A 19997-nucleotide genomic window follows, 5' to 3' on the forward strand; every position below is an offset into this window, starting at 1 on the left:
TCCGCCATAGGCCGCGTAGGTGCGGCCGGCATGTTCAACATCGGCGAGAGTCAGCAGCCAGGCGAACAGGGCCAGCGCCGCCAGCCCCGGGATGAGCCAGAGGATGCTCTGCCCCTGGCGCAGCCAGGCCCAGAAGGCGAAGCAGCCAGCGATCTCGGCGACCGCGGCGCCCACATAGGTCAGCAACCAGAACTTCATGCGCCCCCCCTTGATGGAGGTCCGAGCCTACATGCGTTCGGGGGTCTCGATACCCAGCAGGGTGAGGGCCAGCTCCAGCTGGCGCAGGGTGGCCGAGGCCAGGGCGAGGCGCGAGGCCTTGACCGGCGGCTCGGCGATCAGGATCGGGCAGGCTGCGTAGAACCGCGAGAAGGCCTGGGCCAGCTTGTAGGCATGGTCGGCGATGAAGTTCGGCGCCTTGCGTTCATAGGCTTCGGCCAGGGCGTGGTCGAAGGCGTCCAGCAGCAGAGCCAGCTCCCGCTCGGCCGGCTCGCCGATGACGATCTCGCCGGCTTCGGCGCCCTCGTCAGCGGCCTTGCGCAGCACCGATTTCACCCGAACGGCCTGATAGAGCAGATAGGGACCGGTCTTGCCCTCGAAACTGGTGAAGCGGTCGAGGTCGAACACATAGGAGGTGCCGCGGAAGTTCTGCAGGTCGGCGAACTTCAGGGCCGCGACGGCCACCTTGTGGGCGGTGTCGTCGAAGGCGTCGGGATCGAGCTCCGCGCCGAGGTCGGCCTCCCGCAGGCGCTCCCGCGCCTTGGTGCGGGTCATTTCGATCAGGTCGTTGAGCTTCAGCACCCCGCCCTCGCGGGTCTTGAAGGGCTTGCCGTCGGTCCCGTTCATGGTGCCGAAGCCGATGTGCTCCAGGCTGCCCTCCGGCGCATAGCCGGCCAGGTATGCGGCGCGGAACACCACCTCGAAATGGTCGGCCTGACGCTGGTCCACGACATAGAGCACCTGGTCGGGATCGAAGCTCCTCTCCCGGTCCAGCACGGTGGCCAGATCGGTGGTGCCGTACATGGCCGACCCCTCCGACGAGACCACCAGCAGGGGCGGCAGGTCGCGCTTGTCGCCCTGGCGCGCCACGCGGATGATCCGGGCGCCCTGGTCGTCCACCAGCAGGCCCTTGGCGTCCAGTTCCTTGACCATCGGCGCGATCAGATCGTCGACGTCGCTCTCACCCTTCCAGAGGTCGAAATCGACCCCCAGGGCGTGGAAGTCCCGCTCCAGAGCGACCTTGGTCACGCGGGCGAAGTGCCGCCACAGCAGGTGATAGCCAGGCGCCTTGGCCTGAAGCTCGGCGGTCATCCGGCGGGCCCGCTCGCGGTACTCGATATCGGCCTTACCCTTGGCCGCGGCCAGGGGATAGAGGCGGTCGAGATCCTCCAGGCTGACCCGATCGTGCAGGGCGGCGAAGGCGGTCTTCTCCTCCTCCGCCGACACCGGCTGATTGCGGCCGTTGAGCTGCTCCACAAGGGCCTTGATGAAGGGGTCCTCGTCCATCACCGCGCCGATGATGAGGCCCATCTGGTAGCCCCAGTCGCCGAAGTGGGCGTCGCCGACCACCAGGTCGCCACGGAACCGGTAGATGCGCTTGATGGCCTCGCCGATGATGGAGGAGCGCAGGTGGCCCACATGCATCGGCTTGGCCACGTTGGGGCCGGCATAGTCCACCAGGATGCGCCGACGGGCCTCGACCACAGACGCGCCCAGGCGCGGATCGGCGGCGATCTCGTTGGCGCGCTCGGAAAGCGCGGTGTCGGAGACCCGCATGTTGATGAAGCCAAGCCCGGCGATCTCGACGGCGGACAGGCGCGGATCAGCGGCCAGGGTCGCGGTGACCCCGGCGGCGATCTCGCGGGGATCGCGGCGCGCGGTCTTGGCGGCGGCCAGGGCGCCATTGCATTGGAAGTCCGCGAGGTCGGGCCGGTCGGACGGCGTGACGCGTCCGAGTTCAGCCGGCAGGCCCGCGGCGGCGAAGGCGGCGGCGACCGCTTCGCTCAGGCCCCGTTTCAGATCACTCATTGACGGTCGGTCGTCCCCGCCGCGGCGACGGCCGCCGTGCCCGCGTTCACCCGGAAGCGCTTGCCGTCACGGTTGAAGGCCGCCATCTGCGGCGTCACGTCGAAGCCGACGAGGATTTCGAAATTGGCGCCGCTGGTGGTGTCCTTGGCGCGCGGAATGGTGATCTGCGCCATCTTTTCGGTGGCGTACACGCGGTCCTGGCCGGGGCCGAAGCTGACTGGCAGGTCGAAGTACTGCTTGGCGATGATCGCCTCGTTGCGCTTGGTGACGGCCACCCAGTAGCGATAGTTCTTGGACGAACCCTGGGCCTGCGGGCCCTTGCCCAGTTCGAACAGCACTTCCATCTCGACCTGGATCGGCTGGTCGTCCTTGTACGCGCAGCCGGCCGAGATGCCCTGGATCTCGCCCGAATAGCCGACATTGGCCGAGGCTTCCTTGTCGTCCTTGAACTCGATGTAGCGGCCGGCGTCGTAGAGCACCTTCACGAAGGGGCACGGGCCGGCGTTGCGCAGGGCCTGCAGCGGCGCCTGGACGTCGTTCCACTCTTCCTTGGATTTCTTCTTCTTGGCGGCCTCCTGCTCCTGGCGCTGCTGGTCGCGGCGCGGCGAGCCCTGGGCCAGGGCGATTTCGGGCAGGGCGATCGCAGTCGCCATGAAGGCGCAGGCGGCGAGCAGAAGGGAACGGCGCATGGGGTCGTCCAGACAGAGGAACAGGGCGCGGAGGTCCGCGCGGTCGGCCCTGTACTACTGGCTATCGATTGAGGCCGCAACGCGGCTGGCGGTGGAAGCTCCGGACGCCTAGTTTGGGGTCATGTCCGAACCGACCCGCGCCCGCCGCCCCCTGACGATCCTGCTCGCCACCCCGCGCGGCTTCTGCGCCGGCGTCGACCGCGCCATCCAGATCGTGGAACGCACGCTCGAGAAGTACGGCGCCCCGGTCTATGTGCGCCACGAGATCGTCCATAACCGCCATGTGGTGGACCGGCTGAAGGCTCTGGGCGCCGTCTTCGTCGAGGAGCTGGACGAGTGTCCCACCGACCGTCCGGTGGTATTCTCGGCCCACGGCGTGCCCAAGTCGGTGCCCGCCGACGCGAAGTCGCGCAACATGCTCTACCTCGACGCCACCTGCCCCCTGGTCTCCAAGGTCCATGTGGAGGCCCAGCGCCACTACGACGCCGGCATGGAGATCGTGCTGATCGGCCATGCCGGCCACCCGGAGGTCGTCGGCACCATGGGCCAGCTGCCCGAGGGGGCCGTCACCCTGATCGAGACGGTGGAGGACGCGCGCGCCTTCACGCCGAAGGACGCGACCAACATCGCCTTCGCCACCCAGACGACCCTGTCGGTGGACGACACCGCGGCCATCGTGGCGGCCCTGCGCGAGCGGTTCCCGGAGATCTCGGCGCCGCACAAGGAAGACATCTGCTACGCCACCACCAACCGCCAGGAGGCGGTCAAGAGCGTGGCCGCCCGCAGCGACGTCCTGCTGGTGCTGGGCTCCGCCAATTCCTCCAATTCCGTGCGTCTGGTGGAGGTGGCCAAGCGCGGGGGCGTGGCCCAGGCCCACCTGATCGACGACGCAAGCTTCCTCGACCTCGCCTGGATCGACGGGGCCCGGACCGTTGGCGTCACCGCCGGCGCCTCGGCGCCAGAGGTGCTGGTGCAGGGGGTGATCGAAGCGTTGCGCGCGGTGTTCGATGTCACGGTGGAGGAGGTCGACGCCGTCCGCGAGACCGTCAGCTTCAAGCTGCCCCGGGTGCTGGTGGAAGGCTGATGGCGACGATCCGCGCCCTCGCCGCCTATGCCCCGCCGCCCCTGCGGCGCGCCCTGTCTGGCCTGTGGCTGGACATCAAGAGCCTGCCGACCCGCCGGCCGGGCGACCCGTGGAGCGTGATCCACAATGTCGGCAACGGCGACCACTACGCCATCGGCCTGCAGGCTGTGGGCTGGCTGAAGACCTATGCGGCCCTCAAGTCTGGTGATGCGGTGCTGGACATCGGCTGCGGCACCGGGCGGATGGCGCACCATCTGACCGACCATCCCTACACCGGGTTCGACCTCTCCAGGGCGGCGATCGGCATGTGCAGGCGTCGCTACCCGCAGCTCACCTTCGTCCACCTCGACGTCTGGAACGGCGACTACAACCGCGGCGGATCCATCGCGGAGGACGAGGTGGCCTTTCCCGCCGAGAGCGCCTCGGTGGATGTGGCCTTCGCCATGTCGGTCTTCACCCACATGCGCTTCGGGGCCATGAGCCACTACCTGCGGGAGGCGGCCCGGGTGCTGAAGCCGGGCGGCCGGTTCGCCTTCACCGCCTTCTCGCCCCGCGAGGCGGAGGCCCCGCTGTTCGACTTCCAGCCCTATGACGCGACGTCCAGCGTCGTGGACCCCCGCAGCCCCGAGCGCGCCATCGCCCATGACCAGCAGGCCCTGGCCCGCGCCATCGCCCAGGCCGGCCTGGCCCTGGTGTCCTTCCACAAGGGCAATTGGGCGACGCCCGCCGACTATGACGGCGGTCAGGACCTGTGGGTGGTCGCCAAGGCTTGACGCCCGGCCCGGGCTCCCCCATCCGAGCCAGCATGGCCGTCTATACCGACATCAATGATGAGGAGCTCGCCCTCCTGCTCGCCGACTACGACATCGGCACGGCGCTCGCCTTCAAGGGCATGGCCGAGGGCGTGGAGAACTCCAACTTCCTGCTGGAGACCACCGGCGGCCGTTATTTTCTGACGGTCTACGAGAAGCGCATGCGGGAGGAGGAACTTCCTTTCTTCCTCGACCTGATGCGCTGGCTGGCCCAACACGGCTTCCCCAGCGCCGCCCCCCTGGCCGACCGCAATGGCGTGACCATCAAGCGGGTGCGCGGCAAGCCCGCGGCCATCGTCGAGTTCCTGCCGGGCCTGTCGGTTCGACGTCCCACCGTCGACCACTGCCGCGAGGCGGGCGAGGGCCTGGCGCGGCTGCACCAGGCCGCTCAGGGTTTTCCGGGGACGCGGGCCAATGACCTGGGCCAGGCCTCCTGGGCGCCGCTGTTCGCCAGCCTGCGCGAAGCCGCAGACGGCCTGAAGCCAGGGCTGGCCGCCACCATCAGCGGCGACCTCGACCGCCTGGCCGCCGCCTGGCCGCAGGGCCTGCCGACCGGCGTCATCCACGCCGACTATTTCCCGGACAATGTGTTCTTCACCGCGGGCAAGTTCGCCGGCGCCATCGACTTCTATTTCGCCTGCGTCGACGCACTGGCCTACGACGTCGCCGTGGCGCTGAACGCCTGGTGCTTCGAGGCCGACGGAAGCTTCAACATCACCTCGGCCCGGGCCCTGGTGGCCGGCTATGAGAGCCTGCGTCCCTTGAGCGCCGCCGAGCGCCAGGCCCTGCCCGCCCTGGCCCACGGCGCGGCCATGCGGTTCTTCCTGACCCGGCTTGAGGCCTGGGGGGCGACCCCGGCCGGCGCCCTGGTCCGCCCCAAGGACCCGCTGGAATACGAGCGCAAGCTGGCGGTCCACCGCGCCGCGCCCGATCTCGTCCTGTTCGGGGCCCCGGCGTGAGCGGGACCAAGGTGGTGATCTATACCGATGGCGCCTGCTCGGGGAACCCGGGCCCTGGCGGCTGGGGCGCGGTGCTGATCTCCGGCGGCCACCGCAAGGACATCTGCGGCGGCGAGCCCGACACCACCAACAACCGTATGGAGATGATGGCCGCCATCCAGGCGCTGGAGGCCCTCACCAAGCCTTGCGACGTCGAGCTGCACACCGACTCGACCTACGTCATGAAGGGTATCTCGGAGTGGATCCACGGCTGGAAGAAGCGCGGCTGGAAAACCGCCGACAGGAAGCCGGTGAAGAACGAAGACCTGTGGCGCCGCCTGGACACCGCCCGCGACCGCCACACCGTCGACTGGCGCTGGGTCAAGGGCCATGCCGGCCATGCGCTCAACGAGCATGCCGACTTCCTGGCCGGCAAGGGGCTGAAGGAAGCCCTGAAGGCGCGCGCCTAGCCCATCAGGCCGCGTCGCCTTGAAGTCACAGTCTCGCCGGATTCGAAAGAACGTGGGTCTTTTGGGGTTGAAGCTTACCTTACGACAACCCATGTCGTTCAACAGTGAACGATATGGAGACGACCGTGCTGACACCAGACCTTCGCAATGGGCCGGCCGCCCAGGCGCATCCTTACGTCCAGGTGTTCACCGAGATCGGGGCCATCGAGCACTATCTGCGCGCCGCGGTGACCAGGCACCTGCCTGAGGGCATGACCCATGCCCAGTTCGAGTTGCTGCAGTGGTTCATGCGGTATGGCGACGGCCAGACCCCCGCCGAGCTCGCGCGCATGATGCTGATGACCAAGGGCGCGATCACCAACCTCCTCCAGAAGCTGGAGAAGATGGGCTTTGTCGCCGTGCTGGCCGACTGCGACGACCGGCGCAAGAAGCGGGTCAAGATCACCCGGGCCGGGCTCGAGGTGTCCAGCGCCATCATGAAGGACATGAAGGCCAAGACCGAGGCCCTGCGCGAGGGGTTCACCGACGATGAGTTCCGGGCGGTGACCCCATTCCTGAGGGCCCTGCGAATCTTCCTGTCGGAGATCAGCGAGCTGGGCGCACCCGCAGCAACGCCCCGTTGATCCCCGTGACCTCGATGGGGGCGCCGATGGCGAGGACCGCGTCCCCCTCCAGCTCCGCCGCCCATTCCTTGCCGTCGATGAACACCCGTCCCGCACGGTCACGGAAGTCGGCCGCGGCCCTGCCGTGGTGGCCCACCAGGCGGGAGATGTTGTCGTTGATGTCCTGGGATTCGTCGGCCGGGCTCGGGCGCCAGTAGCGTCGGGCCAGCAGGGTGGTGACGATGGTCAGGCCGGCATAGAGGCCGATCGCCCCGACCCAGCCCATCTGCGGAAACAGCAGGGCCGCCACGGCGACGGCCGCCGCACTGGCCGCTGGCCACAGCAGCCAGCCCGAGCCGGTGGAGACCTCGGTCGCCAGGATCAGGGCGCCGATGGCCGCCCACACCCAGAACGGATTGGCGGCCACCAGTTGGATCAGGCCGTCCACGCGATCAGCCCCCCGCCCTGGGAACCGCCGTGGCGCGCGGCGCCTGCGGCGGACGCGGCTGCTGCGGCGGCTGCGGCGGGCGCGGCGGCGGGCTGTCGGACTGGATCGACTTCACCAGCTCGCCGATGCCAGCGATGGAACCCACCAGCGAGCCCATGTCGGCCGGCACGATCACCGTCTTCTGCTGCGGGCTCTCGGCCAGCTTGGCGAAGGCCTCCACGTATTTGAGCGCCACGAAGTAGTTGATGGCGTTGACGTCGCCGCTGGCGATGGCGTCCGACACCAGCTTGGTGGCCTCGGCCTCGGCGCCGGCCGCCCGCTCCCGGGCCTCGGCGTCGCGGAAGGCGGCCTCCCGGCGGCCCTCGGCCTGGAGGATGGCGGCCTGCTTGGCGCCCTCGGCCACGGTGATGGCGGCCTGCTTCTCGCCATCGGCCTCGGTGATCACAGCCCGGCGTTCCCGCTCAGCCTTCATCTGCCGCGCCATGGCGTTGGTGATGTCCGGCGGCGGCTGCAGGTCCTTGATCTCAATGCGCGCCACCTTCACCCCCCAGGGACTGGTGGCCTGGTCGATGACGTCCAGCAGGCGGGTGTTGATCTGGTCGCGCTGGCTCAGCACCTCGTCCAGCTCCATGTTGCCCACCACGGTGCGCAGGTTGGTCATGGTCAGCTGGGTGATGGCGTAGTCGAGATTGGTCACGCGATAGGCTGCGGCCGCGGCGTCCATCACCTGGATGAAGACGATGGCGTCCACCTGGACCGAGACGTTGTCCTTGGTGATCACGTCCTGGCGCGGCACGTCCAGGACCTGTTCCATCATGTTGATGCGCCGGCCCACGCCCTCAATGAAGGGGGTGAGGAAGGAGATGCCCGGCTTCAGGGTGCGGGTGTAGCGGCCAAACCGCTCCACCGTGTACTCGCGCCCCTGGGGGACGATCTTGATGGCCCCCAGCACGATGACCAGGGCGAGGATTAGGAAGGCGATAGACGCGATGGTCGCAGCGGCCATGACGGAATCTCCGACGGTAGGTGCGGAGAGTTTAGCGCGGAGATTGTTCGCCTGTCGCGTTCATCTCGAAGATGGTGGGCAAAGGCTCGCGCTCAGTCTTGATCATCACCTTGGCCAGGCGCTTGGAGATATCCAGACCGTGGTTGGCGGCGGCCAGTTCGGCGCGGCGGCTGGCCGGGCCACAGGACTGAAACTCGGTCTGGCGGGAGGCGAAGCCGGTGTTGAAGCTTTCCTTCAGCCGCCCATCGAGGGCCGCATCGGGCTTCTCGTTGCTGACCAGGTTCATCATCCGCGTACGCCAGAACTGATCCTCAGCCCCGGCGCAGGCCTGGCGCAGGGCATGGCTCTCTCCCAGCACATAGGCCAGGTCCACGAGGCTTTGGCGTTGCGCCGGGCTGCGATCCTGGGCGAGGACCGGGAAGGCCACGGCGGCCAGCGCGAGGGTGAGCATTAGACGGCGCATGGCCTCACTTAAGGGAAGAACACCGATTTTGTCATCCCGTCGCGCGCACTAGGCGAGCGCCATTCTCCTGCCGCCGGATGCGCGGAAATCGGTTAAATCCCGACCGAGTCGACCCAAGGACCCGTCATGCGCATCGCCACCCTCGCCGCCGTCGTCGCCGCCCTGGCGGTCGCCGCCCACGCCGCAACGCCCGCCAAGGCGCCGGCCAAGTCCGGCCCCTTCGACCTCCGCGATCCCACGGCCCTGATCAGCCTGCTGAAAACCATGGACGCCAAGGCGGAGATCGCGAGGACCGAGGCCACCGTGGTGTTCCTCAACGTCACCACCCCTGGCGGCGACTTCGGCGCCCAGTACGTGGATTGCGACCCCAAGGGAAAGGCCTGCCGCGCCCTGGTCTTCTCCACCGCCTTCTCGGCCAAGGGCGTGAACCTGAGCAAGATCAACGAATTCAACAAGGGACAGGTGGCCTGTCGCGCCTTCCTCGCCGACGACGGCAAGCCCAACGTCGCCTACGCCACCCTCGTGAACCTGCGGATGACCGCCGAGGAGGCCAAGCAGCACGTGGGTGTCTGGCAGGGCTGCCTGGCAAGCTTCGGGTCGTTCACGAAGACGGTGGGCGGATAAGCCCTAGGGTCTCTCCAAATCCTCGATCATCGCCCAGGGCGCCGTCGCCAGACGCGCGGCCAGGAAGTCGAACAGCACCCGCACCCGCGCCGGCCGCAGACGCCCCGGCGGCGAGACCAGGTGCAGGGCGATAGGCGGGGTTCGCCAGTCGCACATCACCGCCTCGATCGTGCCGTCCGCCAGTTCGGGCCAGACGATGAACTCAGGCTGCAGGGCCAGGCCCAGCCCCTCGCGCAGGGCGGGGAGCAGGGCGTCGGAATTGTTGACCTTCAGGGGACCGGAGACGGTGACCGATTGCTCCCCCTCATCCGGATGGACGAACTTCCAGACCTCCGGCGTCAGGACATAGGCGTAGGTCAGGGCCCGGTGGAACAGCAGGTCGCGGGGGTGCTCGGGCCGGCCGTGTTCCGCCAGATAGGCCGGCGATCCCACCAAAACCAACCGCACCCCGCATAGCCGGCGCGACAGCAGGGAGGAGTCGGCCAGGTTGCCGATCCGCAGACCAAGGTCGAACCCCTCCCCCACCAGGTCGACCTTCTGATCCGACAGGCTGAGGTCGATGGAGACCTCCGGATAGAGCCGGAGGAACTCCGGCAGCAGGGGGGCAAGGTGCCGGTTGCCAAAGGACATCGGCGCGGCCAGGCGCACCAGACCCTGAGGCGTCGCCGACTGGGCGGCGGCCTCGGCCTCCACCGCCTCGCCCTCGGCCAGGATCCGGCTGGCCCGTTCCAGGGCCGTGCGACCGCTTTCGGTCAGGGCGAGTTTGCGCGAGGTGCGGTGGAACAGACTGGTCCCCAGTCGCTGCTCCAGCCGCGACACCGCCTTGGACACCGTGGCCTTGGAGAGCTCCAGTTCGACGGCGGCGCGGGCGAAGGCGCCCGTCTCGGCCACCTTGGCGAAGACGGCCCAGGCCTCGAAATCAGGAAGACGGGACATGACGATTTCCGAAACGATCTGTTTCCATCGTTTCTATTTCGGAATGTGTGGGGATGACTACCTTGATCTCAACAGCGGCGCGGCCCTTCGGCCAGCGACCTCACGAGACAGGAGACCCACGAGATGATCGAACGCAGAGCCTTTGACTCCCTCGGCGGCGCCAACCACGGCTGGCTCGACGCCAAGCATCACTTCTCCTTCGCGGAGTACCACGATCCCAAGCGCATGGGCTGGGGACCTCTTCGGGTTTGGAATGATGACCGCATCGCTCCCAACTCCGGCTTCCCGCCGCACCCCCACGCGAACATGGAGATCATCACCTATGTCCGCACCGGCGCCATCACCCATAAGGACAGCCTGGGCAACGAGGGCCGCACCGAGGCCGGCGACGTCCAGGTGATGAGCGCGGGCTCCGGCATCCGCCACGCCGAGTTCAACCTGGAGAGCGAGCCCACCACCCTGTTCCAGATCTGGATCCAGCCCAACAAGACCGGCGGTGCTCCCAGCTGGGGCGCCAAGCCCTTCCCCAAGGGTGACCGCGCCGGGAAGTTCGTGACCCTGGCCAGCGGGGTCGAAGGCGACACCGACGTCCTGCCGATCCGCACCAATGGCCGGGTCGTGGCCGCCACCCTGAAGGCTGGCGAGACCGCCGAGTATGACCTGGGCGCCGACCGCTTCGGCTACCTGGTGCCCGCTACCGGCTCGGTGGAGGTCAATGGCGTCACCCTCCACGCCCGCGACGGCGCGGCCATCCGCGATGAGGCCACGGTCCGGGTCACCGCCCTGGAGGACGCCGAACTGGTCCTCGTCGACGCCGCCTAGACCCCCTTCCCGCCCCGGTGAAAGCCGGGGCGGCTTCCCTCTCCCCTCCCCCGGAAAATCCCATCATGACCAAGGTCCTCGTCCTCTATCACTCCGCCTATGGGCACATCGAAACCATGGCCAAGGCCGTGGCCGAAGGCGCCCGCGAGGCCGGCGCCACGGTGGACATCAAGCGCGTCCCCGAAACCGTGCCCGATGAGATCGCCAAGGCGGCCCACTTCAAGCTCGACCAGGAGGCCCCGATCGCCAGGATCGAGGACCTGGCGGATTACGACGCCATCATCATCGGCGTCGGCACCCGGTTTGGCCGCATGAGCTCCCAGATGGCGGCCTTCCTCGACCAGGCCGGCGGCCTCTGGGCCAAGGGCGCCCTGAACGGCAAGGTCGGCGGGGCCTTCACCTCCACGGCCACCCAGCACGGCGGCCAGGAGACCACCCTGTTCTCGGTGATCACCAACCTGCTGCACTTCGGCATGGTGGTGGTGGGGCTAGACTACGGCTTCGCCGGCCAGATGACCCTGGATGAGATCACCGGCGGCAGCCCGTACGGCGCCTCCACCATCGCCGGCGGCGACGGCTCGCGTCAGCCCAGCGACAACGAACTCGAAGGCGCCCGATACCAAGGCCGCAAGATCGCCCAGACCGCCGCCAAGCTGGCCGCGTAACCGACAGGCTGTCGTTCCGACCTCCCCCGGAGGACGACGGCCCCGCCGCCGAGGCTGACCCCCAGCCCGGCGGCGCAGGAGGGGTGGAGGCGTCCCGCGCCTCCACCCTGACCGTTTCGATGATCCCCGTGGTCGGCCGAGCCTAGGCCGTCACCTTCACCAGCTTGCTCGCCCGCGTCAGCGCGGCCTCGGCCTCCGAGACCAGGTTGGCCACGATCTGGGCCGCCGGCAGCACCGTGTGGATGCCCCCCGCCGACTGACCCATGGCGAAGCAGGACTTGTCGGGGTCCAGGCCCTCGATCTGGCCGCCGATGCCGCCCATGACGCCGGCCTGGCTGGAGATCATCGCCTGCATGGGGAAGGGCTGGATGTCCTGGGGACGGGTCTCCCAGTCCTCCACATAGGGGTTCTTGCGCACCCGCATCGGCTTGCCGGAATAGGACCGCGTACGGACGGTGTCCTCGTCGGCGGCCTCCACGATGGTCTGGCGGTAGAGTTCGCCGGCATGGGCCTCGTGGCTGGCGATGAAGCGGGTGCCCATCCAGACGCCGACGGCGCCGAGGGTGAGGGCCGCGGCCAGGCCGCGCCCGTCATAGAGGCCGCCGGCCGCCACCACCGGGATCTTCACGGCCTCCACCGCCTGGGCCACCAGGGGCATGGTGCCCACCAGGCCCGTATGGCCGCCGCCCTCGCCGCCCTGGCAGATGACGGCGTCGCAGCCGGCCTGCTCGGCCTTCACCGCGTGCTTGACCGCCCCGCAGACCACCATGACCTTGAGGCCGGCCTTCTTGAGCTTCTCCATGATCGGCATGGGCACGCCCAGGCCGGCCACGAAGCTGGAGGCTCCCTCCTCGATGATGATCTCCACCGAGGCCGTCAGGCTATCCGGGCTGGCCGCCAGCAGGTCGACGCCGAAGGGCTTGTCGGTCAGGCTTTTGACCTTGCGCATCTCGTCGCGGATGAACTCCGGCGTGCGGCCGGCCATGCCCAGCACGCCATAGCCCCCGGCGTTGGACACCGCGGCCACCAGCTCGGCATAGGAGACGCCCCCCATGCCGGCCAGCATGATCGGGTGCTTGACCTCCAGGAGGTCGCAAAGCGGGGTGTGAAGGGTCATGGCGTTTTCTCCCGAAATCTCGTTGGGGACAGGATGGCGCCGCAGCCCGCGGAAGGGAACCGTGACCCAGGGTCAGCGGCTCACAGTAAGGCGGTCAGCCGCTCGACATAGCCCCGCGCCCAGCCGCTGAAGGTCTTGCCCGCCGTCCAGCCGGCACGCTCCGGCGGCCGAGTGAAGTACTCCCAGAGCAGCAGCCGCTCATAGACCACGTACAGCGGCGCGCGGGATTGCGCGTCCGGCCCGCCGCCGCCCGCCCCTCGGTAGGCGCCGATCAGAGCCGACGTCAGGGCTGGGTCCTGGTCCAGGTAGTTGGCGGCCTGGCGGCAGAGGTCGGCTTCCCCGCCGCCGAAGGTCGACGTCATCAGGTCCACCACCCCGGTGATCGCCCAGGCCCCGTCGCGCCGCTGCGCCAGCACATTGTTGAGGCTGAAGTCGTTGTGCAGATAGACCGCCGGGCCGGAGTCGCGCACCAAGGCGGCCAGGTGCAGCACCCCCTCGATCCAGGCGTGGTCCTCCGGCGTCAGCGAGCCGGAGCCGTCGGCGTCGGCCACCAGCTTGCGCACCTCGCGGACCAGATGCCCGATATGCCCACCTTCGAAGGGCACGATGTCACCGGTGGCGAGATCGAAATCCCCCGCCGCCGCCCAGGTCAGGGCCTGCAGGGCCGCCAGGGTCTCGCCCTGAGCCCAGGCGATCTGCCAGCGGTCGTCGGCCGAAAGTCCCGCGATCACCGCCGGGTCGGCCAGAGGCTGGCCCGGCAGGCGCGGGGCCACGATGTACGGCCAGCCGAAGATCTCCGGCGAGGTCTCCAGCCACTGCGGCCAGGCCACCGGCCCGGCTGTCCGCGCCGCCAGCAGCCGCGCGAAGAACACCTCTTTCGCGAACTGCCAGTCGCCGTGCTGGGCGCCGCGGAAGATGAATTCGCCGCGGCTGGTGGTCAGGAAGACGTTCTGCCCGAACAGGCCGAAGGGCACGGCGGTCGCGCCGACGAGCTCGCCCAGGTCCAGCCGGTCGAGCGCCTGCTGGAACTGGGCGTCGGAGATGTCCCCCAGCCGGGCGGAATAGGCGCGCGTCGTCATGCGCGCCGCATCCTCAGAAGACGCCGTATCCGCCGTCGATCAGAAAGCTGTCGCCGGTGTGGAAGGACGAGGCGTCCGAGGCCAGGTAGACCGCCATGCCGCCGAAGTCCGCCGGCTGGCCCCAGCGGCGCATGGGCACCCGCTTGATCACCGCATCGCTGAACTTGTCGTTGCCCTGGGCGCCCGCCGTCATGTCGGTGGCGATCCAGCCGGGCAGGATGGCGTTGGCCCGCACGCCATAGCGGGCGTGCTCCACGGCGATGGCGCGGATCATCGAGATCACGGCGCCCTTGGTGGCGGCGTAGGCCTCGTTCTTCGGCGCCCCGTCGAGGGCCGACAGCGACGAGATCACCACAAGTGATCCACCGGCCTTGTCGCCGGAGCCGGCCCGCTCGACCATGTGCTTGCAGGCCTCCCGGAAGGTGAAGAACACCCCGTCCAGGTTCACCGACAGCACCTTGCGGTACATCTCGGTGGAGAACTCCGAGAAGGAGGGCGCACCGCCACCGATCCCGGCGTTGGCGATCACGGTGTCGATGCGGCCCATCTTGGAGACCGCTTCAGCCATCCCCGCCTTGACCGCGTGCTCGTCGGCGACGTCCACCACCTGGGTCAAGACCCGGACGCCGACCTTCTTGAGCTTCTCCTCGGCGTCCGCGTTCTTCTTGGGGTTGGAGCCCCAGATCACCACGTCCGCGCCGGACTCGGCCAGGGCCTCGACCATGCCAAACCCGATGCCGCCATTGCCACCCGTGACAAGGGCCACCTTGCCGGTCAGGTCGAAGGGTTTGTAGGCCATGGCGTCTGCTCCCATTTGTCTTGTTTGTTGGGAGGACAGAGGCCGGGTTGACGCCCGGTCCGTCAAGCGCCGAGGTCGCGTTGAAACCTTCGCTGGCCTCGGCGCGAACTAGGATGTGACCCGCCCTGTTGGCGGCCGGAGACACCCGATGAAGCTCGCGCCTTTGTTCGCCGCCCTGCTGCTGGCCTGGCCCGCCGCCGCCGCCGCCGCCGCCGCCGCCGCCGCCGCCTTTGATCCCGGCCCCGCGGTGGGGTCCAGGGTCCCGCCGATCTCGGCCCGCGACCTGGCGGGCAAGCCGGTGACCGTCGCCGGCCTGTCGGACAGGAACGGTGTGGTCCTGGTCTTCGTCCGGTCCGCGAAATGGTGCCCCTACTGCCAGAAGCAACTCATCGACCTGAAGGCCGCCAAGGCGCCCCTGGCCGAGCGCGGCTACCGGCTAGTGGCCCTCAGCTACGATTCACCCGAGGTCCTGACTCGCTTCGCCGAACAGCGGGAGATCCCCTACGCCTTCCTCTCCGATACGGGCTCAGCGACCATCGACGCCTTCAAGCTGCGCGACCCGCAGTACAAGCCCGAAAGCTTCGCCTACGGCGTGCCCGTGCCGGCGATCTTCGTCATCTCACCGCGCGGTGTCGTCCAGGCCAAGCTGGCCGAGGAAGGCTACAAGACTCGTCCGCCGGTCGACGTGGTTCTGGCGGCCGTCGATGGCCTGAAGAAATAGTCTACAGTCTGCTGGCGAAGGCCTCGACCACGCTGTTGCCGGTGGGGTCCACGACCTTGGGTCCCACCACCTGTTTGGCGAAATCCGAGGTGATGTAGCGGAAGTCCGGCGTCTCGGCGGTGGCGGCGCCGAGAATGATCCCGGCGATATCGGCGCCAGTCTGCCCATACTGGGCGAAGACCCCGGTGCTGGCGCCCATGTATTTCGCGACGATGGCGTCATAGGGCGGGGCGTAGGCCGCAAGGTCGCTGGCCGAGCGGACGCTGTTGACGAACTCGGTGTTGATAGGGCCGGGCTCGATCAGGCTGATCTGCACGCCCAGCCGCTTGGCCAGCGGGGCCAGGGATTCCATCATCCCCTCCACCGCGAACTTGGCGGCGCAGTAGGCGTCGTTGAAGGGCTGGCCGATCAGGCCTCCGACGCTGGTGACCGAGATGATCCGCCCCGTGCCGCGCTCGCGCATGTGAGGGAACACCGCCTTGGTCATCCGCCAGACCCCGAAGAAATTAACCCCCATGGTCCGTTCCAGATCGGCGTCGGTGGTCTGTTCCAGGCTGCCCAGGAAGCCGGCGCCGGCGTTGTTCACCAGGACGTCGATGCCGCCATGCTTGCGGATCACCTTCTCGACGCAGGCCTCGATGGACTTCTTCTTCTGGACGTCGAGCTTCTCGACCTTGACCTTCACCCCGGCGGCCTTGGCCTGGGCCAGCAGGTCCTTCTTCTTGGACGTGTCGCGCATGGTGGCGATCGTCACGTAGCCGGCCCGGGCGAAGGCGATGGCGGTGTGCAGGCCCACGCCCGTGGAGGTTCCAGTGATCAGGACCACGGGTCCCGTGTGGCTCTTGCTCATATGCTTCCCCCCAGCGGCTCGGATCGGCCGCATTCCGGGAAACCCTAGCGCGGCTAGAGCAGCGCCTCCAGGGTCGCACGCTCCTCGCCGAAGGGGTCAGACTGAACGGTCGACGCGGCTGTGTCGAACACCATGGTGTCGCGGCTCGCCGCGTCATAGGCGGGCCAGGCCGGCAAACCGGGATGGTTGGGGTTTCCGGTCCGCGCAAACGCGATCCAGGCGTCCATGATCTCGCCCTCCAGCCGCTCCACGTCGGGGCCGGCGCCCGCAAAGTTCACCTGCCCCTCGATCCTTGTCGTGCCGAAGACGAAGGGCATCTCCAGCGCGTGACAGGCGCCGAGCGCCCCACGGCGGGCGGGAGAGGCGTGGGTGAACAGGTAGAGATAGGCCGGGCCGTGCGGGGCCTGGGCTGAGGCGAACTTGGTCGCGGCGATGCGAAACTGCATGTCGCTGCCGATGGCGTCGAGCAGGTCGAGGTTGTCGGTGGGGAGCCCCTTGGTCTCTCGCGAGGCGCGGTAGACCTCGATCAGTTCCTTGGCCTGCGGCTCGGTGGCGTTCGGAAGACGGCCGCGAACCTCGGCCAGCAGGGCCTCATCGGCCATCGGCTCACGGCGACCCGGGACAAACAGCTTCACCTCGTCTCGGTTGGAGCCGATCAGCAGGGCGACGTCCCTGGCTCCGCCATCGCGGACCACCACCATCGGGGCCTCGGGCAGGGAGGCCGGGTCCCGGGTCGGGCCAAATCCGCTCCCCGGTCCGAAGCCGCCCGAGGCCTGGGCCGCCAGGATCTTGTCGGCCGGCAGGTCGAACAGATCCACCACCTCGCTGCGGTCGAGACCGAGGCTCGCCAGCAACTTGTCGGCGGCCTTGGCGGCGACCTCCGGCGGACCCGCGCGACCCACGCCGCTCTGCAGGATCGCGCGCTTGAACAGCCCCTTCGCGGCCGGCATCGCCACCAGGCAGGCCACCGCCGCCGAGCCGGCGGACTCCCCGAAAATGGTGATCTGCTCGGGGTCGCCGCCGAAGGCCGCGATGTTCTCGGCGACCCACTTCAGCGCCGCCACCTGGTCGAGCAGGCCCGCATTGCCGGGGATGCCAGCCTCCGGGATCGACAGGAAGCCCAGAGCGCCCAGCCGGTAGTTCAGGGACACCACCACCACGTCGCCGCGCTCGGCCAGGGGCCCGCCGTCATAGAGCGGTTCGTAGCCCGCCCCATGGGTGAAGCCGCCGCCATGGATCCAGACCATCACCGGCCGCTTGGCGCCGTCCGTCGCCGGGGTGAAGACGTTCAGGTTGAGGCAGTCCTCATCCTGGGCCCCGCTGGCCGCGAATCCCGGGATGAAGTGCGGGGTCTGCAGGGCGGCGAAGCCCTTTTCGGTCGCCTTGCGCATGCCCGCCCAGGCGCCGGCCGGCTTGGGGGCGCGGAAGCGGGTCTGACCGGTGGGGGCGGCGGCGTAGGGGATACCGTAGAAAGCGATGTGGCGGCCGCGCGCTAAACCCTCGACCCAGCCGGCGTCTGTCTTGACCGTAGCGTCGAGCGTGGCGGCGTCACTCATGGCGTTCTCCCTGACGGAAGCCATACTGCTCCCTAGAAAGAACATCCGGCGCGCCGGACCCTGCGTCAAGCGTCGGCGGCCTTGGCCTTGGCGCTCATCAGCGGCGGTTGCGGGCGGGAGAAGACCCACTCGCTGTCGGTGGAGGCGTGGGCCTGGAACCGGTAGCCGTCGGTGTCGAAGGCCTTGAGGTCGGCCGCCTTGGCGATGCGGTGGTCGACGGCGTAGCGGGCCAGGGCCCCGCGGGCCCGCTTGGCGAAGAAGCTGATCACCCGGGACTCGCCGTCCTTCTCCTCCACGAAGCGCACATTCACCACCGGCAAGGTCAGAGCCGACCGGTCCACGACGCCGAAATATTCCTGGCTGGCGCAGTTCACCAGGGTCGGGTCCTTGTGACCGGCGGCCTGGGCGTTCAGGGCCTTGGCGACCTTGTCGCCCCAGAAGGCGTAGAGGCTGGGACCGCGCTTGGTCTTCAGCCGCGTCCCCATTTCAAGCCGATAGGGCTGGATGCCGTCGAGGGGCCGCAGCAGGCCATAGAGACCCGACAGGATGCGGACGTGATCCTGAGCGAAGGCCAGGGCCTTCTTGTCCAGCTCCCGAGCCTTGAAGCCCATATAGACGTCGCCATTGAAGGCGAAGGCGGCCTGCAGCCCCTCCTCCATGGCCGGATCAAAGGCCTGGAAGCGGTCGCGGTTCAGCTTGGCGAGGTTGTCCGACAGGCCCATCAGCCGCTTCACCTGCGCCACGGTCAGCTTGCGGGTGGTCTCAGACAGCAGGGCGATGTCCTCGCCCATCTCCGGGGTGGTCATCGGCAGGGGCTTGTCCGGCGCGACGAAGTTCATCGCCTTGGCGGGGGACAGGACAATCAGCATGGCGGCTCAGAAGAAGACGCGGGGGTTCATGATCCGCTTGGGGTCCAGGCTTTGCCGGATCGCGCTCAGCGCCGCAACCTCCACCGGGCTCTTGTAGCGCCGGGCCTCCTCGGTCTTCATCGCGCCCAGGCCGTGCTCGGCGGAGATCGAGCCGCCCATGGCCGCGGCGATGTCGTGCACCATCCGCGACCCCTCGTTGCGCCTGGCCGAATGGACCGCGTCGTCGCCGCCCTCGGGGCGGATGACGTCATAGTGGATATTGCCGTCGCCGACGTGACCAAAGGCGGTGATCCGGCAGCCCGGCGCGAAAGCCTCCATGGCCGCGGTCGCCTGCGCGATGAACTTGGCCACCTGACTGACGGGGACGGAGATGTCGTGTTTCCAGGTCGCCCCCTCCGGCTTCTGCCCCGGCGACTGGTTCTCCCGCACCGACCAGAAGGCCTTGGCCTGGGCCTCGCTCTGGGCGATGGCGGCGTCGAGGATCAGGCTGTCCTCCAGGGCCTTGCCCAGCAGCCGCTCCATGGCCGATTCCGCCGCGCCGGGCTCGCCCGAGGCGATCTCGATCAGCACGTACCAGGGATAGGCCCGGTGCAGCGGGTCGCGCTGGCCCGCGATATTCTTCAGCACGAACTCGACCCCGCGCCGGCCCATCAGTTCGAAGGCCTCAACCGCTCCTCCGGCCTCCTCCTTGGCCCGCACCAGCAGCTGGATCGCCACCTCCGGCGACTCCACCGCCGCCACCGCCGTGGCGCGGCTGGCGAGGATCGGGAACAGCTTTAAGGACGCGGCGGTGACCACCCCCAGGGTCCCCTCCCCGCCGATGAACAGCTGCTTCAGATCATAGCCGGTGTTGTCCTTGCGCAGCCGTTTCAGGCCGTTCCAGATCTCGCCATTGGGCAGGACGGCCTCGATCCCCAACACCAGATCGCGGGTGTTGCCGTAGCGCAGCACCGCCGTGCCCCCGGCGTTGGTCGACACGATGCCGCCGATCGTAGCGGTCCCCTCCGAAGCCAGGCCCATGGGGAAGCGCCGGCGCACCTTGAGCGCCGCCTCGTGCACGGCGGCGAGCGTCACGCCCGCCTCGGCCACGATCACGTCGTCAAAGGCGTCCACGTCGCGGATCGTCGAAAGCCGCTCGGTGGAAAGCAGGATTTCGCCCTGCGGAATCTGGCCGCCCACCAGGCCGGTATTGCCGCCCTGGGTGGTGATCGGCACGCCCGCCTCATGGCAGACGCCGACGATGGCCGAGACGTCGGCCGTGGTCCTCGGCAGGGCCAGGAAGGGCGTCGTCCCCTTCCAGCGGTCGCGCCACTCCAGCAGCTTGGGCGCCAGGCGCTCCGGATCCTGGCTCCACCCACCCTCGCCGAGCACGGCCTTCAGGCGGGACAGGACATCGGCGGGAACGGAGATGGTCATGACGTC

At 68.7% G+C, this 19997-nt stretch carries 22 protein-coding genes and 1 pseudogene; 9 read left to right on the plus strand and 14 right to left on the minus strand.

Annotation, left to right across the window (positions count from 1 at the left end; genetic code table 11):
• From Q8N10_RS10125 to Q8N10_RS10135, 3 genes and pseudogenes are all read right to left on the minus strand, one after another.
• Positions 1-198: pseudogene (locus Q8N10_RS10125) on the minus strand (hypothetical protein); the annotation flags it as partial.
• A 27-nt stretch (positions 199-225) separates the two neighbouring features.
• Positions 226-2025, minus strand: coding sequence for an arginine--tRNA ligase (locus tag Q8N10_RS10130; RefSeq protein WP_305663912.1), 1800 nt, complete (start codon positions 2023-2025; stop codon positions 226-228).
• Positions 2022-2714: a Tat pathway signal sequence domain protein gene (locus tag Q8N10_RS10135; RefSeq protein WP_304777432.1), complete on the minus strand. Its 693-nt coding sequence runs from the start codon at positions 2712-2714 to the stop codon at positions 2022-2024. The genes Q8N10_RS10130 and Q8N10_RS10135 overlap by 4 nt, the downstream gene beginning before the upstream one ends.
• 121 nt (positions 2715-2835) lie before the next feature.
• Here Q8N10_RS10135 and ispH point away from each other — a divergent pair, with 121 nt between their 5' ends.
• From ispH to Q8N10_RS10160, 5 genes are all read left to right on the plus strand, one after another.
• Positions 2836-3798, plus strand: coding sequence for a 4-hydroxy-3-methylbut-2-enyl diphosphate reductase (gene ispH, locus Q8N10_RS10140; RefSeq protein ID WP_304777433.1), 963 nt, complete (start codon positions 2836-2838; stop codon positions 3796-3798).
• Entirely contained in the window at positions 3798-4571 is a 774-nt protein-coding gene (locus Q8N10_RS10145; RefSeq protein WP_304777435.1) for a class I SAM-dependent methyltransferase, read from the plus strand. Before ispH ends, Q8N10_RS10145 begins: the two co-directional genes overlap by 1 nt.
• 32 nt (positions 4572-4603) lie before the next feature.
• Positions 4604-5569: a homoserine kinase gene (thrB, locus tag Q8N10_RS10150; protein WP_304777437.1), complete on the plus strand. Its 966-nt coding sequence runs from the start codon at positions 4604-4606 to the stop codon at positions 5567-5569.
• Entirely contained in the window at positions 5566-6018 is a 453-nt protein-coding gene (gene rnhA, locus Q8N10_RS10155; protein WP_304777439.1) for a ribonuclease HI, read from the plus strand. Before thrB ends, rnhA begins: the two co-directional genes overlap by 4 nt.
• Before the next feature lie 125 nt (positions 6019-6143).
• Positions 6144-6641 (plus strand): MarR family winged helix-turn-helix transcriptional regulator, encoded by a 498-nt coding sequence (locus Q8N10_RS10160; protein WP_304777441.1) that lies wholly within the window; start codon positions 6144-6146, stop codon positions 6639-6641.
• Here Q8N10_RS10160 and Q8N10_RS10165 read toward each other — a convergent pair.
• Genes Q8N10_RS10165 through Q8N10_RS10175 form a run of 3 tightly spaced genes read right to left on the minus strand, consistent with a single transcriptional unit; the run spans position 6604 to position 8537 of the window.
• Positions 6604-7068 carry an NfeD family protein gene (locus Q8N10_RS10165; protein WP_304777443.1) on the minus strand — a complete coding sequence of 155 codons (465 nt, stop codon included), beginning with the start codon at positions 7066-7068 and terminating at the stop codon, positions 6604-6606. The two genes, Q8N10_RS10160 and Q8N10_RS10165, sit on opposite strands and share 38 nt — an antisense overlap.
• Before the next feature lie 4 nt (positions 7069-7072).
• Positions 7073-8074 carry an SPFH domain-containing protein gene (locus Q8N10_RS10170; protein ID WP_304777445.1) on the minus strand — a complete coding sequence of 334 codons (1002 nt, stop codon included), beginning with the start codon at positions 8072-8074 and terminating at the stop codon, positions 7073-7075.
• 31 nt (positions 8075-8105) lie between these two features.
• A complete protein-coding gene (locus tag Q8N10_RS10175; protein WP_304777448.1) occupies positions 8106-8537 on the minus strand; it encodes a TIGR02301 family protein in 432 nt (143 codons plus the stop codon).
• 126 nt (positions 8538-8663) lie between these two features.
• On the opposite strand from Q8N10_RS10175, the gene Q8N10_RS10180 reads away from it, so the two are divergent.
• A complete protein-coding gene (locus Q8N10_RS10180) occupies positions 8664-9161 on the plus strand; it encodes a YbjN domain-containing protein (RefSeq protein ID WP_304777451.1) in 498 nt (165 codons plus the stop codon).
• 3 nt (positions 9162-9164) lie between these two features.
• Here the strand turns inward: Q8N10_RS10180 and Q8N10_RS10185 are convergent, their stop codons facing one another.
• Entirely contained in the window at positions 9165-10097 is a 933-nt protein-coding gene (locus Q8N10_RS10185; protein WP_304777453.1) for a LysR family transcriptional regulator, read from the minus strand.
• Positions 10098-10220: 123 nt separating this feature from the next.
• Here Q8N10_RS10185 and Q8N10_RS10190 point away from each other — a divergent pair, with 123 nt between their 5' ends.
• Both Q8N10_RS10190 and wrbA read left to right on the plus strand, forming a co-directional pair.
• Positions 10221-10919: a pirin family protein gene (locus tag Q8N10_RS10190; RefSeq protein WP_304777455.1), complete on the plus strand. Its 699-nt coding sequence runs from the start codon at positions 10221-10223 to the stop codon at positions 10917-10919.
• Between the two features lie 65 nt (positions 10920-10984).
• On the plus strand, positions 10985-11584 hold the full coding sequence (wrbA, locus tag Q8N10_RS10195; protein ID WP_304777457.1) for an NAD(P)H:quinone oxidoreductase: 600 nt from the start codon (positions 10985-10987) through the stop codon (positions 11582-11584).
• Between the two features lie 142 nt (positions 11585-11726).
• Here the strand turns inward: wrbA and Q8N10_RS10200 are convergent, their stop codons facing one another.
• The 3 genes from Q8N10_RS10200 to Q8N10_RS10210 all read right to left on the minus strand — a co-directional run bounded on the left by Q8N10_RS10200 (position 11727) and on the right by Q8N10_RS10210 (position 14579).
• Positions 11727-12701: a nitronate monooxygenase family protein gene (locus Q8N10_RS10200; protein ID WP_304777459.1), complete on the minus strand. Its 975-nt coding sequence runs from the start codon at positions 12699-12701 to the stop codon at positions 11727-11729.
• A gap of 80 nt (positions 12702-12781) precedes the next feature.
• A complete protein-coding gene (locus tag Q8N10_RS10205) occupies positions 12782-13780 on the minus strand; it encodes a phosphotransferase family protein (RefSeq protein ID WP_304777462.1) in 999 nt (332 codons plus the stop codon).
• A gap of 13 nt (positions 13781-13793) precedes the next feature.
• On the minus strand, positions 13794-14579 hold the full coding sequence (locus Q8N10_RS10210) for an SDR family NAD(P)-dependent oxidoreductase (RefSeq protein WP_304777464.1): 786 nt from the start codon (positions 14577-14579) through the stop codon (positions 13794-13796).
• A gap of 148 nt (positions 14580-14727) precedes the next feature.
• Here Q8N10_RS10210 and Q8N10_RS10215 point away from each other — a divergent pair, with 148 nt between their 5' ends.
• Positions 14728-15300, plus strand: coding sequence for a peroxiredoxin family protein (locus tag Q8N10_RS10215; RefSeq protein WP_304777466.1), 573 nt, complete (start codon positions 14728-14730; stop codon positions 15298-15300).
• A gap of 1 nt (position 15301) precedes the next feature.
• Here the strand turns inward: Q8N10_RS10215 and Q8N10_RS10220 are convergent, their stop codons facing one another.
• The 4 genes from Q8N10_RS10220 to Q8N10_RS10235 all read right to left on the minus strand — a co-directional run bounded on the left by Q8N10_RS10220 (position 15302) and on the right by Q8N10_RS10235 (position 19991).
• Positions 15302-16150, minus strand: coding sequence for an SDR family oxidoreductase (locus tag Q8N10_RS10220; RefSeq protein WP_304777468.1), 849 nt, complete (start codon positions 16148-16150; stop codon positions 15302-15304).
• 53 nt (positions 16151-16203) lie between these two features.
• A complete protein-coding gene (locus Q8N10_RS10225) occupies positions 16204-17706 on the minus strand; it encodes a carboxylesterase/lipase family protein (protein WP_304777471.1) in 1503 nt (500 codons plus the stop codon).
• A gap of 65 nt (positions 17707-17771) precedes the next feature.
• Entirely contained in the window at positions 17772-18575 is an 804-nt protein-coding gene (gene yaaA, locus Q8N10_RS10230) for a peroxide stress protein YaaA (protein ID WP_304777473.1), read from the minus strand.
• Positions 18576-18581: 6 nt separating this feature from the next.
• Positions 18582-19991 carry an FAD-binding oxidoreductase gene (locus Q8N10_RS10235; RefSeq protein ID WP_304777475.1) on the minus strand — a complete coding sequence of 470 codons (1410 nt, stop codon included), beginning with the start codon at positions 19989-19991 and terminating at the stop codon, positions 18582-18584.
• Between the last annotated feature and the right edge of the window lie 6 nt (positions 19992-19997).

Source organism: Phenylobacterium sp. (assembly GCF_030693625.1).
GTDB classification, from domain to species: Bacteria; Pseudomonadota; Alphaproteobacteria; order Caulobacterales; family Caulobacteraceae; genus Phenylobacterium; species Phenylobacterium ferrooxidans.